Genomic DNA, 13,452 nt, shown 5'->3' with positions numbered 1-13,452 from the left:
TAGCCGGAAAAGGAAAAAGTGATGGCAAATGAGAAAAACAAATTTTATACGGAACGACTCAATTCTTATCAAACGGAGATAGAGCAACTTCTTGTCCGAGAAAAAAATATACTTGCGCTTATTTCCAAAGATGAATTCGGAAAAGAATATAAAAAAATGATGCTGGTGGAAGAAATGCTGTATTTAACCACGCTTTATTTTGCAAAATATCAGCTTTCCATAGCTCTAATTGGCGGAAAAAATGAAGATATACTCAACGATGCAAGAAAAACCGTGTATAAGGCACTTATCTATCTTGAAGAAATCGTAACAAATTTTATTGATGTTCCATTTTCCGACTATAAAGATAAAGTGGAAAAAATTAAAAAAATCGGGCAGAGGCAACGCTATTATCTTATCCGTAAAATGGGGCTGGTAATTGATATGATAATTGATGCGTATGGCAACAATACAAAATGGAAATGGACTTTTGTTGAACTTGAAGCTCGTTATGCCACTGTCGCAAAAAACATCTTGGATTTAAAAGATTCCAGCGCAACGGGGCTTGACCCTCATTCTCCAGATTATGATTCCACCGTCTTCCACTTGCGCTTGGTAAAACAGTTTTTGGCTCAAGCAGCAGACCGCTATCGGGAAAAATACGAGATGGCAACTTTCAGTATCGAAGATTTTAGAATTGCAATTCAATATCTGCTTGCGCTGCGAAGAATTCATTTGATATTAAATGAGCACGAAGCCGCGGAAGAAGTAAAAAAGAAGGCGGAAATTTGGTCTGACAAAATGGAAAAGGATCATCAAAAACGCGAGGCTCGTAGAAAATAAATGTTTAATAAAGCAATTGTATTGAAGCTTTTTGAAGCGTTTTCAATTCAACGATGGAACGATTTAATCCGCCCCTTCGATATGGTAGAGATGGACAAAACGGCGGAAAAAATGTTCCTCGCCTATATTATCGGCAAATATGAAGAAAAGTCGGGGAAGGTTATTGATTGGAATAAAATAATCGACAATGCTTTTTTTGAACTTTTGCGAAAAATTGCTCTTTCGGATATAAAGGCTCCGGTACAGCGTATTATCAGAAGCGAATATCCCGAAGAGTATCAAAAACTTAATCTTTGGGTGTTCAAAAAATACGAAACGCTTTTTTCCGGTACTCCCTTGCTTGATGATTTTTTTGCCTACCTGAATGAAAAGTCCGATTATAATGATATAAGTTTGAGGGTGCTGCGGGCAGCTCATAAGTATTCGACTATCAGAGAATTTGAAATGCTTAAAATGGTAAACGAGCCGTTCAGGCTGAGTAAAATTGCTCCGGTTTTGGAGCAGGATATCGAAGACTTTACCGACTTACGCGGTATGCAGTTGCTTATTACCAAACGCAAACCCTATGCGCTTATTACCGAAATTGAAAAACTGCGGTTTCAGATTCGCTGGAATCAAACGCCGCGGGTGCCCGAAACCTCGGTGCTGGGGCATTCGTATTTTGTGGCGGCGCTTACGCTGCTTATGTCCAAAACGCTTGGGCGCAGCAGGCATCGCACGTACAATAATTTTTTCGGCGCACTCTTCCATGACTTACCGGAAGCAGTTACGCGTGATATTATTTCTCCGGTAAAGCAGGCAACCGAGCACTTGCCGGACATTGTAAAAGATATTGAAGACAAAATTGTCTCCGAAGAGCTTGTCCCGCTTATGGACGCTTTTTACAGAGACGAGGTATTGTATTATATTCAAGATGAGTTTGAAAACAGAATTTTAAAGGGCGGGAAAACCTGCATTGTTGATTATGCCGATCTGGAAAGCAAGTATGCCGAGCCAAAATACAAGGCGATTGACGGCGCTCTTATTCGCACCGCCGACCAGATTGCTGCCTTTGTAGAAGCGGACAGCTCAATTGAGTACGGTATTAAATCGGATCATCTTTTAGAGGGAAGAAATAAAATTTTACAACGATACCCGAAAGGAACCGGCGTAAACGGTTTAGCGGTTGATTTGTTTTTTAATGCATACCGCAACTAAGTATACCGTTTTATGATTACGGAGCATTAACAGGCGGCTTGCGAATCCGGCATTCCTATGGTAACCGCCACGTACGCCCGTGGTTCCAAGCAGATAGGTTTAGTTTTTGCCACGGAGGGCAAAATCAGAACGGGCACGAATGCCCGTGGTTCCAAGCAGACGGTTTAGTTTTTGACATGGACCTCAAAAATCAGAACGGGCACGGACATTACAACCGGATTCAGCATTACTATGGTAAATTGCTCACCGTTGTGCCGTGTCGAACTCTTTATATAAATTTTTTTTTGAGATTCGAATTTAAATGAATTAAAAACTAAAGTTTGCAAAAAAACGCTGTACTAAGTGCAGATAAAAAGAATTTTTTAGTACACAGAAAAGTGTAAGGAATAATACAATTGATGGAATACGTTTATGGAATATTTTGAAACAGTAGAATCCGCTGTGCACCCCGTATTGCTTTGGGGAATTGAAGTAATCAAAACAGTGCAGTTTATTGCCAATCCTATTTTGACAAAGATAACAAGCATTCTTTCGTTTTTAGGCGGAGAGGGCATAGTGCTTTTTGCACTCTTTTTTATTTGGTGCATTGAGTATCGGAAAGGGCTTATCATCTTTTTGAGCCTTGCAATCAGCAACGGCATAAATAGTTATCTGAAAAATCTTTTTAAAGTTCCGCGCCCCTTTGTGGTAGACCCCTCGGTAAAACTTGAGTTTGAAAAAAACTTTTCAACGCCGTCGGGACATTCTCAATCTTCGGTGGTTTTTTGGGCTCTTTTATTTTTTTACCACGATGAGTCAAGCGAAAAAACAGAGACAAAGGAAAGCCCGACGCATAAAAAACTCAAAGCGGTTTTTATGTTTTTAATTCCGCTGTATATCGGTTTTACGCGCGTGTACCTCGGGGTGCATTATCCCACCGATGTTTTATTCGGCTGGGTAATCGGAGCGGTGCTTTCGGTTATTGCCCTTTTTCTTTTGCCGAAAATCCTTACAGCCGTTACCGCTTTTTTTGCCTCCGCAAAAAAAATATCGAACCGCCGGCTGCGCGGTTTGGAGCTTGCGGTTTTTGCGCTTATTGCCGTGCTTTTTGTCGCCTTTGATTCTGACCCTTCAATGGGCGGTGCTGTTTTAGGTTTGGCAATCGGAAAAATATTTTTATTCGATTCCTATGCCGCCGAGTTTTCCGCCGCTTCGGGCTCGGTTTTTCAAAAGATTCTTCGGTATCTTGTCGGTCTGGTGCTCTGCGTAGGCGGACTCCTTGTATTAAAGCAATGCTTTTCTTTTGCGCCTGAAGAGTATACCCGCCTGCTGCGGTTTTTGCGCTATGCCATAGCCGCCGCACTTGTTTCGGGGGCGGCTCCCATTCTCTTCCTAAAATTGAGGCTGGCGTAATGAACCCGTCCGAATATGCTTTAGATGATGATATTGCGGCGATTGCCACCGCCCTTGCGCCCGCAGCCTTAGGCATTGTCCGCACTTCGGGGAAAACCTGCATTGAGCGGGTGAGCCGTTTTTTTTCCCGCCCCGCCGCATTGCAAAAGGCGCCGGGTAACAGCATTGTGTACGGCTGGATAATTGATGCGGGCAAAAAACTGGACGAAGTGGTCGCACTTGTGTACCGCGCACCGAAAAGCTTTACCGGAGAAAACTGCATTGAAATTATCTGCCACGGCGGCGTGCAAACCGTAAAAAGTTTGTACCGGCTTTGTCTGGATTCAGGCTTTCGGGCGGCAGAGAAGGGGGAGTTTAGTTTTCGCTCCTTTATAAACGGCAAAACCGATCTTACCGGAGCCGAAGCAATTGCGGAAATAATCGGCGCAAAAACGCTGCAAGCTCAAACCCTTGCGGCGGGAAGGCTTTCAGGCAATCTCTTTGCTGAATTACAGGCTATCAAAGAAAAACTGCTGACCGCACTTGCCGCCATCGAAGTTGAAATTGAATATCCCGAAGATGAGGAAACTATTGCGGATGCCTTTGACACCGCTCTTTTGGAAGAGCCGCTTACACGTTTGCAGGAATTGGAAGCTTCCCGGGCGGGCGAAAAGATTTTTCAGGAAGGAGTGCGTATTGTCCTTGCCGGCAAAACCAATTCGGGAAAATCATCGCTTTTTAATGCGCTTTTAAAAGAAGACCGCGCAATTGTTTCGGACATTCATGGCACTACCAGAGATTGGCTTGAAACCGATATTGATTTTTCAGGAATTCCGGTAAAACTTTTTGATACCGCCGGAATTCGGGAAACCTCGGACACAATTGAAGCAATCGGCGTGCAACGCAGCCTCGATTTACTTGCCGAAGCGGATGCCGTTTTTTACCTTGCCGACGGCAGAACAAAACTCAGTCCTGAAGATAAGGATTTTATCGTACAAAATACAAAACCGCTTATTGTGGTGCGCAGCCGCGCCGCTCTTATGACCGATGGGGAAAAAGATTATGCACTAAAAGAGATGCGGGCGCTTTCGGCGCAGGCAAAAAAGGAATTCTCCTGTATCTGCATTGATTCAAAAACCATGGAAGGAGTAGGTGCGCTTGTGCAGACAACTGCTGCGCTTATCACCGAAGGAAAGCCGGCGACTTCCGATATTTCGCTCGGAACGGAGCGGCAAAAAATTGCGGTACAACAAGCCGCCGCCGCAGCAAAACACGCACTGCATGCCGCACGGCAAGGCTTCCCCCTTGATGCCATTGTGCAGGACATTGAAGAAAGCCTCGCCTTCCTCGGTGAAATCACCGGCGAAGTTCGCTCCGACGACATCTTAGACAAAATCTTTTCCGGCTTCTGCGTAGGAAAGTAGGCAAGCGGCTTTCGACCCCCGGACTGTCACGATTATTCTTTTTCTATAAAACTTTATTATGATTCAAAATAAGATGTAGTAAGAACAGATTGAATTATTAAACAAGCCCTATATCAGCTTGCAAGAACGAATGAAGGTTGTCGTCCTCAGCTGATACGATGAGGTACGGCAAGCTTTGTGCGGACAAACGAAAAAACTTGACCGAAAAAGCGAGGAAGGCAGGGTTTTATGAATACAGGGGAAGGAAACCCTGACCTGGCTTTGATAATTTATAAAAATACAGTAATTTGCATAAAAATGCATAAATATACTTGCAATAATTTAAAGCATTGTATATAATGCCGCTCATAATAACTTTTTATGAAACAGGAGATAGAGTATGAAAAAAATACTATTAGTACTTGGGGCTTTTGTATCCGTAGCGCTGTTGTGTGCCGGTTGCGGCGGTAAGGCGGAAGCCGGCGCTGCAAACGATTCCGATGCGGAGTTCATTATCTGTAACGGAGCTGAACCGCAGAGTTTGGATCCCGCAAAGGTTACCGGCGTTCCGGAACATCGTATTAACATGGCGCTTTTTGAGGGGCTTGTAGCAATTGATCCGCAAACAGGCGGTGCTATTCCCGGTGTTGCAAAAAACTGGGATGTAAGCGAAGATAAAACCGTGTACACTTTCCACTTGCGTGATGTTGTATGGAGCGACGGCACTCCTATTACCGCACAAACTGTTGTTGATTCGTGGCTTAGAACGCTTGCCCCCGAAACTGCATCGGAGTATGCGTATATGGTTAGTATGGTTGTAAAGGGCGCTGAGGATTATAATACCGGCAAGGCTCCTGCAAGTGCCGTGGCTATCCGCGCTGTTGATGAAAAAACCTTTGAAGTAACCCTGAATGGGCCTATTCCCTATGTGCTGGATGTTATGACCCACTATGCGTTTAATATTTTCCCAATGCATGCAATTAAAAAGTTCGGTGCGGATTGGATTAAACCCGGTAATTTTGTCGGCAACGGGCCTTTTGTGCTGGAAAGCTGGGTTCCGCAGGAAAAATTGACTGTTGTGCCGAATGATAAATTCTGGAATAAAGATGACGTGCATCTTTCGCGCATTGTGTTTTTGCCGATTGAAGATAATAATACTGCGTACGAAAAATACCGCGCAGGCGAAATTGACTGGAACACAGCTCCGCCTTTGTCCCGGTTGGAAGAGGTAAAACTTTTGCCTGATTATAAAGTTGCGCCGCAGGTGGCAACCTATTACTATGCTTTTAACGTTAGCAAGGGGCCGCTTAAGGATGTAAAGGTGAGAAAAGCGTTGACAATGGCTTTGAATCGCCAAGAGCTGGTTGACAAAGTAACAAAAGGCGGAGAGCTTGCCGCACGCTCAATTTCTCCCGCTCTTTCCGGTTATACTCCTGCCGAAGGAGCCGGCTATGATCCCGAGCAAGCAAAGAAACTGTTGGCTGAGGCGGGATATCCCGAAGGAAAAGGCTTTCCGACTCTGACAATTATTTATAATACGCAAGATAAGCACAAGGTTATTGCCGAATATATACAAGAGGCATGGAAAAAAACACTCGGTGTAAATATTGCCATTCAAAACTATGAGTGGAAAACATATTTGGATGTTCGTCATCAGCATGATTTTGAAATTTCCCGCGCAGGTTGGGTAGGAGATTATCAGGATCCGAATACCTTCCTTGAGCTTTTTATCACGGACGGCGGAAATAACGACGGTCTGTACAGTAATCCTAAATATGATGAATTACTGCGTAAGGCTGCCACTATGGAAGGAGGGCCTGAGCGTATGCAGGTAATGCATGATGCGGAGCAGATTCTGATGGACGATCAGGCGGTATTGCCGATGTACTTTTATGTAAGTCAGAATCTTATTGATACCGAAAAATGGTCAGGCTGGTATGTAAATGCCCCCGATCAGCATCCCTATGTCGGAATGAAAAAGGTTAAGTAGTTTCTTAATTTAAAAATAAAAATAGCCGGAAATCGCTTGAACGATTTCCGGCTTGTTTAACGTTTTGCACTTTTCTATAATTATCATTGTTCTTAAACAAACAAAAAGAGCGTTTTTAGTATTGTTATCATTGCATTCATTGAGGGGAAATCATGGTTAGATTTATTATCCGCCGTCTTTTGAGTCTTATTCCGACTCTTTTTTTAATTATTACCTTTAGTTTTTTTATTATGAAGGCAGCTCCCGGCGGGCCTTTTTCCGCTGAAAGGAATATTCCGCCGGAGATTCTTGCAAATATTAATAAAGCCTATCATTTTGATGAGCCAGTTTATAAGCAATACCTGCGTTATTTAGGAAATGTCCTGCGCGGAGATTTAGGCCCCTCGTTCCGATACAAGGATTACACCGTAAATGATCTTATTGCCAATACCTTACCGAACTCTTTGATACTCGGCATCACAGCCCTTTGCATTGCCTTATTTTTCGGCATTTTTGTCGGGCTTATGTCTGCAGTAAAACAAAACTCAATCATAGATTATTTGACCATGTCCGTTGCCGTTATCGGCATTTCAATACCGCTGTTTGTCGTGGGGCCATTGCTTATGCTTGTTTTTGCGGTACAGCTTAAATGGCTGCCGACTTCAGGATGGATTACGGGGCGGCAGGGGTTAAAAACACTTATTATGCCCGCTGTTACTCTGTCATTGCCGTATTTTGCGTATATTGCCCGCCTTTCCCGCGCAAGTGTGTTGGAAGTGCTGCGTTCCGATTATATCAGAACCGCCTATGCAAAGGGGTTATCCTATCCTCTTGTATTGTTTAAACACGCCTTAAAAGGAGCAATGCTGCCGGTTATCAGCTACTTGGGGCCTGCTTTTGCCGGCATTATCACCGGCTCCGTTGTTATTGAAAAGATTTTTTTGGTTCCCGGACTCGGTACTTTTTTTGTGCAGTCAGCATTAAATCGCGATTATACATTGATTATGGGAACCGTCATTGTATACTCAATCATTTTAATACTGATGAATTTTATTGTTGACATTGTCTACGCTGCAATAGACCCCAGAATTTCTTATAAGTAAGGTATAATAAGGATGAACATGAAAACTACTGATAATATAACGGAAGACACTGTTGTAAGTGAAACTCCCGTCAATGAATTTAACCAACTTGTAAAGCCTGTTTCCCTTTGGGGCGATGCGTGGCGGCGGCTTAAAAAAAATAAAATGGCATTAACCGGACTCTGTGTTGTCGGGTTTTACCTGTTGATCTCTTTACTTGCTCCCGTGTTACCCATTTACTCGTATTCCGATCAAACGATTGTGCATCAGAATTTGCCTCCCTCGTTTTCTTCGGCGGGAGAAACTTTGCTGCGTGTTCGCCATGCGGAAATGTTTCGGCAGGCAAAGGCTGAGGGCAGGGCGGAACTTTCCGCTAAACAAACGGAAGAGCTTGCAGCTTTGCAAAACGAGATTAAAACTGACACAGTACATAACCGCCGCTATATTTTAGGAACGGATGCGCTTGGGCGTGATGTACTTGCCCGTGTGGTGTATGGCGGTCGCATCTCAATTATGATCGGACTGGTCGGAACTATCACGTCGCTTTTTATCGGCGTCTTTGTCGGTTCGGTAAGCGGCTATTTCGGCGGATGGATAGACAATCTTTTAATGCGCTTTGTTGATATTATGTACGGTTTGCCATACATGCTGGTGGTTATTATTATGATGGCAATCTTAGGGCAAAATATGATTATTTTGTTTGTTGCGATTGCCCTTGTATCATGGCTGACTATTGCCCGTGTGGTGCGCGGTCAGGTTATCAGTTTAAAAAATGCGGAATTTATCGAAGCCGCCCGCTCAATGGGAGCGTCAACGCCGCGTATTATTTTTAAGCACGTGCTGCCGAACACACTCGGCATTATTATCGTGTATTCTACATTGTCTATTCCCGGTTTTATTATGAACGAGAGCTTTCTTTCGTTTTTAGGCTTAGGAATTTCGGCACCGCGCGCCTCTTGGGGTTCGCTTGTTTCCGAAGGAGTGAATGTTATCACTCTTTATCCTTGGCAGCTTTTGGTACCGGCGATTACGATGACAGTCTTTTTATTTGCGATGAACTTTCTCGGAGACGGTTTGCGTGATGCCTTTGATCCTCAGAGTAAAAATAGGGTGTAATTATGAATAATCAAAAAACAGATGAAATAATCTTAGAAGTAAAAAATTTACGAAGCTGGTTTTGGACTGATTCCGGCATTGTCAAAGCAGTTGACGGCGTAACCTTTAATTTACACAAGCGAGAAATGCTTGCCATCGTAGGAGAGTCCGGCTCCGGGAAAAGTGTTACTAATTTAGCTATCATGAATCTGATTCCGAACCCGCCCGGAAAAATTGTCGGCGGAGAGGTGTGGTTTAATGGAAAAGATATTTTAAAAATGGATAAAAATGAAATCCGCCAACTGCGGGGAAATAAAATCTCTATGATTTTTCAGGATCCGATGACCAGTTTAAATCCTTTTCTTAAAATCTCTACCCAAATGATAGAGACAATCCGCTTACATCAGGGTTTGTCAAAAAAAGATTCACGGGACAGAGCCATTGAAATGCTTAAATTGGTAGGCATCCCCGCGGCGGAAAAACGTGTTGATTCTTACCCGCATCAGTTTTCAGGCGGTATGCGGCAGCGTGTTATGATTGCAATGGCATTAAGCTGCGATCCTGAAATTCTTATTGCCGATGAGCCGACAAGCGCCCTTGATGTCACTATTCAGGCTCAAATTTTAGACTTAATCGGAGACTTAAGCGCTCGGCTTGGAACCGCGGTGATTATGATCACCCATTCGCTCGGACTTGTTGCCGGCATGTGCGACAGTGTTTGTGTTATGTATGCGGGGCGCATTGTGGAACAGGGAACCGTTGATGAGCTATTTACAAGCCCCTCTCATCCGTATACGCAGGGACTCATTAAATCGGTGCCCCGCCTTGATAAAGAAAATGCGGAACGGCTTTTTTCCATTACGGGGCAGCCCCCCAACGTAATTGACTTGCCGCCTTGCTGTCCCTTTTATCCCCGCTGCAATCAAGTACAAGAGCGCTGCAAAACGGCATACCCTGCCTCGCATGAGTTTTCGGCACAGCACCATGCAAGCTGCTGGCTTTATACAGACCAAGCGGCAGCCCCATCGCCGGAAATACCGAAAAAACAGGCTTCTTTTGCCGCCGCTAAATAAACCGAGTACTTTGAGCATTATGTTTATGTACATTTATGTTCACTATAATGGAAGGAATAAGATATGAAAAATCAAGAAGATACAAACACACTGCCTGAAACAAATGATTTACTCACGGTTAAAGATTTAAAGCTTCATTTTCCATTCACAGAAGGCAGTATTTTTAAGCGGAAAAAAGGCGCAATCCGCGCAGTCGACGGAATCAGTTTTTCGATTAAAAAAGGAGAAACGCTCGGCTTAGTCGGCGAATCGGGCTGCGGAAAATCAACAGCTATCCGCGCTATTGCCCAGCTTTATAAACCTACCTCCGGCTCGGTAGTGTTTAAAGGCGTAGATTTGGCACGCTGCTCAAAGCAGGAGCTTATGCGCGCAAGAAAAGATATGCAAATGGTATTTCAGGATCCGTATGCCTCGCTTAACCCGCGCATGACCGCAGGCAGCATTATTGCCGAACCTTTGAAAATACTAACCAAGCGGGGAATCCTTTCGTATACAAATGACGAGATTACCGAGCGGGTTGAAGTGCTGATGGAAAAAGTAGGGCTTTCCCGTTTTTTTTCCAACCGATATCCGCATGAGTTTTCAGGCGGTCAACGCCAGCGCATCGGTATTGCCCGCGCCCTTGCCTTGCAGCCTGAACTCATCTTGGCGGACGAGCCGGTCAGTGCCCTTGATGTTTCCATTCAAGCACAGATACTCAATCTTTTTAAGGACTTACAAGAAGAATTCGGCTTAACCTATCTTTTTATCGCCCATGATTTGGCGGTTATCCGATATATTTCAACCAGAATTGCCGTTATGTATCTCGGCATTATTGTTGAAATTGCCGACTCGGTCGATCTCTATAAAAACCCTATGCACCCGTATACTGAAGCGCTTCTTTCGGCAGCTCCAATCCCCGATCCTGAAATTGAGCGCAAACGGCAGCGGATTATCTTATCAGGCGATGTTCCTTCCCCCGATCAGGAGCAGCAGGGCTGTTATTTTTACGACCGCTGTCCCAAACGAATGGAACGCTGCGCCTCCGCTATTCCGTCTTTGCAGGAAGGAAAAACAGGGCATCATGTTGCCTGCTTTTTGTATGAATAAAAACGCAAGCCGTGCATGAACGAATAGATTTCACGTGAGGCAAAAACCTGTTACACCGTTTTATAATTTAGTTGCTGTTAGTAATTGGAGCATTAAGCAAACCGTTGTGTCGGACTCTTTTTATAAAATTTTTTATGCTTTGTAAGATGTATTAAAAAATAATTGACTTATTAAAAAAGTATTATACTATGAGCAGGATTCTATTTGCTTGGGCGTTGGGTTTGAGCTTTTCCGTAAAACCGGCTCCGTATTTGCCTTTGCCGGAGCATTCCGCTTGCAAACCGCCGCGTCATTCCGGGCTACGGCTATTTGGCGACAGAAATTGCTGTCGCCAAATGATCCGGCGAACGGTTTTTGAAAAAACCGCTCGCCGCCCTCCAAGCCGCTAACGCGAGTGCTTTTTTGCATTTTACTCTTTTTTGCTTCATTGACAATTTTTTTTATTTATGGCAAGATATGGTGCTTTAATTATATAAACTTAAAACAACAGGGGAGTGTATATGTTTGCTTTAGCTGTAGGTATTATTTTTATTGCATTCACTGTCTTTGCAGCTCTCTCACCGGAAACTGCAGGTTTCGGTTTGGGATGGGGTAAAGATATTCTTCTTTTCCTGAGAGGAGGTTTGCCTATTTTTTCCGCTTTTATCGGCTTAATTGCTGTTTTTATCGGTGTTGCCGATATCAAAGATAAACAGGATGCAAAAAAAGAAGAAGCGGCGATGAAGGCAATGGAAGAAAATAAATAATCAGTAAAATTCTCTTCGTCGGATTTTACCCAAACTATTGACCTTGTTCAGATAATTATTGTATACTGGCATTCCCTGATTATCTGCAAAAATAACTAATATAAAGGTATTTAGACAAATGAAAACTATTTTTATGAAAGAAGCTGAGGTTCCGCGCGAATGGTATATCATTGATGCTGAAGGAAAACCTCTCGGAAGAGTCGCTGCAAAAGTGGCAAGCATGGTGCGCGGTAAGCATAAAACAATTTATGCACCGCATCAGGAAAACGGTGATTATATTGTTGTTATCAATGCCGATAAAATCGCCGTTACCGGAAATAAAGCAAGCGATAAAATTTATTATCACCATACCGGGTATGCCGGCGGTATTCGCGGAATAACTTTTGAAAAGTTGATCCAAAAGAAACCTTGGGAACCGCTTCGATTAGCTGTGAAAGGAATGTTGCCGAAGGGGCCGCTTGGACGCAAGTTGATAAAAAACGTAAAAATCTATGCGGGAGCCGATCATCCGCATGGTGCACAAAACCCTAAGAAGATAGAATTTTAAGGAGTAAATCGTGAAGAATATCGCAATAGGAACAGGACGGCGAAAAACAGCGGTTGCTCGCGTGTATATTCGTGAAGGAAAAGGAACCGTAACCGTCAACAATAAGGATATAAATGCTTATTTTGCAACACCGGAACAGGTACAACAGGCAAAACAACCTTTAATGGTTACCTCAAGTGATGCAAAGTATGATATTATTATCAATGTATATGGGGGTGGGCTGAACGGGCAGGCTGGGGCGTGTTCTCATGGGATTGCTCGAGCTCTTACACAGGTCGATGTTTCTAACCATACCTCGTTAAAAGCAAACGGCTTATTAACTCGTGATTCGCGTATGGTTGAACGTAAAAAATACGGGCAGCGCGGTGCTAGACGAAAATTCCAATTCAGCAAACGATAATATTATTTTACGGGATATTCATTATCTTGCTACAAACTTAATTAAAATATATACTGAAAGCGGAATTTCGCTTATCACAAGAAGAAATTATTTGCAGGATTTTTCAGATAATCCTGAATTGCTTTTAAACCGAAAACTAAGTGATCGCGAATTTGACATAGTTGCGTCTGCCGTAAATCAATATATTATAGAATGCTCTGCCGTAACATATTTGAATAGGGCAGAGCATTCTGTGTATCAGTTGCAGAACAAACTGATAAAAAAAGGTTTCAAAAAAAGAGATATAGAGCCTGTTATAGACTTGTTGAGAAATCTCGGGTATATTGATGATAAAAGATTTGCAGATGCGTGGCTTCGCAATCGTGCAAACGCAACAAATGAGGGATATGCTCGCTTATATGCAGAGCTAAAAAAACGCGGTATTTCAAAAGCTCATTCTATAGAAGCATTAAAGAGTTTCTTTGCTGAACATGATGAAAAACAACTATGCTTAAGAGCCACAAGAAAACAGCTGAAAAAAATGTGTGTAAGATCTAAGATCATTCAGTCATTACAGCGCAAAGGTTTTTCTTATGCAATGGCGGAAACATGTTTAAAAGAATGCGGGTTTTACAAAAATTCTATCCAAACCTTAGAGGAGAGATATATAAATGAATAA

Annotated in this window: 13 protein-coding genes; all 13 read left to right on the top strand. The window is 43.2% G+C overall.

Annotated features, from left to right (window positions below; genetic code table 11):
- Positions 1-21: 21 nt before the first annotated feature.
- The 13 genes from FUT79_RS10575 to FUT79_RS10515 all read left to right on the top strand — a co-directional run bounded on the left by FUT79_RS10575 (position 22) and on the right by FUT79_RS10515 (position 13,452).
- Positions 22-822 carry a hypothetical protein gene (locus FUT79_RS10575; protein ID WP_148889653.1) on the top strand — a complete coding sequence of 267 codons (801 nt, stop codon included), beginning with the start codon at positions 22-24 and terminating at the stop codon, positions 820-822.
- On the top strand, positions 823-2,019 hold the full coding sequence (locus tag FUT79_RS10570) for an HD domain-containing protein (RefSeq protein WP_024752010.1): 1,197 nt from the start codon (positions 823-825) through the stop codon (positions 2,017-2,019).
- 411 nt (positions 2,020-2,430) lie between these two features.
- Complete coding sequence (locus FUT79_RS10565; protein ID WP_024752009.1) at positions 2,431-3,411, top strand: phosphatase PAP2 family protein; 981 nt, start codon at positions 2,431-2,433, stop codon at positions 3,409-3,411.
- Positions 3,411-4,814: a tRNA uridine-5-carboxymethylaminomethyl(34) synthesis GTPase MnmE gene (gene mnmE, locus FUT79_RS10560; RefSeq protein ID WP_002699714.1), complete on the top strand. Its 1,404-nt coding sequence runs from the start codon at positions 3,411-3,413 to the stop codon at positions 4,812-4,814. Before FUT79_RS10565 ends, mnmE begins: the two co-directional genes overlap by 1 nt.
- A 379-nt stretch (positions 4,815-5,193) precedes the next feature.
- Entirely contained in the window at positions 5,194-6,783 is a 1,590-nt protein-coding gene (locus FUT79_RS10555; protein WP_148879024.1) for a peptide ABC transporter substrate-binding protein, read from the top strand.
- Positions 6,784-6,935: 152 nt separating this feature from the next.
- Entirely contained in the window at positions 6,936-7,865 is a 930-nt protein-coding gene (gene oppB, locus FUT79_RS10550) for an oligopeptide ABC transporter permease OppB (protein ID WP_024752008.1), read from the top strand.
- A 12-nt stretch (positions 7,866-7,877) separates the two neighbouring features.
- Complete coding sequence (locus FUT79_RS10545; RefSeq protein ID WP_024752007.1) at positions 7,878-8,960, top strand: ABC transporter permease; 1,083 nt, start codon at positions 7,878-7,880, stop codon at positions 8,958-8,960.
- Positions 8,961-8,962: 2 nt separating this feature from the next.
- Positions 8,963-10,012, top strand: coding sequence for an ABC transporter ATP-binding protein (locus FUT79_RS10540; RefSeq protein WP_024752006.1), 1,050 nt, complete (start codon positions 8,963-8,965; stop codon positions 10,010-10,012).
- Positions 10,013-10,075: 63 nt separating this feature from the next.
- Positions 10,076-11,101 (top strand): ABC transporter ATP-binding protein, encoded by a 1,026-nt coding sequence (locus FUT79_RS10535; protein ID WP_024752005.1) that lies wholly within the window; start codon positions 10,076-10,078, stop codon positions 11,099-11,101.
- A 500-nt stretch (positions 11,102-11,601) separates the two neighbouring features.
- Entirely contained in the window at positions 11,602-11,847 is a 246-nt protein-coding gene (locus FUT79_RS10530) for a hypothetical protein (protein WP_002699698.1), read from the top strand.
- A gap of 118 nt (positions 11,848-11,965) precedes the next feature.
- A complete protein-coding gene (rplM, locus tag FUT79_RS10525) occupies positions 11,966-12,394 on the top strand; it encodes a 50S ribosomal protein L13 (protein ID WP_002699696.1) in 429 nt (142 codons plus the stop codon).
- A gap of 10 nt (positions 12,395-12,404) precedes the next feature.
- Entirely contained in the window at positions 12,405-12,794 is a 390-nt protein-coding gene (gene rpsI, locus FUT79_RS10520; RefSeq protein WP_024752004.1) for a 30S ribosomal protein S9, read from the top strand.
- Positions 12,795-12,885: 91 nt separating this feature from the next.
- Complete coding sequence (locus FUT79_RS10515; RefSeq protein WP_162147449.1) at positions 12,886-13,452, top strand: regulatory protein RecX; 567 nt, start codon at positions 12,886-12,888, stop codon at positions 13,450-13,452.

The organism is Treponema phagedenis, assembly GCF_008153345.1.
GTDB classification, from domain to species: Bacteria; Spirochaetota; Spirochaetia; order Treponematales; family Treponemataceae; genus Treponema; species Treponema phagedenis.
This window is presented reverse-complemented; position numbering and strand designations above follow the sequence as displayed.

Excerpts from the sequence above, each read along its gene's own strand:
- FUT79_RS10575 (WP_148889653.1), top strand. The coding sequence starts at position 22 with ATGGCAAATGAGAAAAACAAATTTTATACGGAACGACTCAATTCTTAT.
- FUT79_RS10570 (WP_024752010.1), top strand. The coding sequence starts at position 823 with ATGTTTAATAAAGCAATTGTATTGAAGCTTTTTGAAGCGTTTTCAATT.
- FUT79_RS10565 (WP_024752009.1), top strand. The coding sequence starts at position 2,431 with ATGGAATATTTTGAAACAGTAGAATCCGCTGTGCACCCCGTATTGCTT.
- mnmE (WP_002699714.1), top strand. The coding sequence starts at position 3,411 with ATGAACCCGTCCGAATATGCTTTAGATGATGATATTGCGGCGATTGCC.
- FUT79_RS10555 (WP_148879024.1), top strand. The coding sequence starts at position 5,194 with ATGAAAAAAATACTATTAGTACTTGGGGCTTTTGTATCCGTAGCGCTG.
- oppB (WP_024752008.1), top strand. The coding sequence starts at position 6,936 with ATGGTTAGATTTATTATCCGCCGTCTTTTGAGTCTTATTCCGACTCTT.
- FUT79_RS10545 (WP_024752007.1), top strand. The coding sequence starts at position 7,878 with ATGAACATGAAAACTACTGATAATATAACGGAAGACACTGTTGTAAGT.
- FUT79_RS10540 (WP_024752006.1), top strand. The coding sequence starts at position 8,963 with ATGAATAATCAAAAAACAGATGAAATAATCTTAGAAGTAAAAAATTTA.
- FUT79_RS10535 (WP_024752005.1), top strand. The coding sequence starts at position 10,076 with ATGAAAAATCAAGAAGATACAAACACACTGCCTGAAACAAATGATTTA.
- FUT79_RS10530 (WP_002699698.1), top strand. The coding sequence starts at position 11,602 with ATGTTTGCTTTAGCTGTAGGTATTATTTTTATTGCATTCACTGTCTTT.
- rplM (WP_002699696.1), top strand. The coding sequence starts at position 11,966 with ATGAAAACTATTTTTATGAAAGAAGCTGAGGTTCCGCGCGAATGGTAT.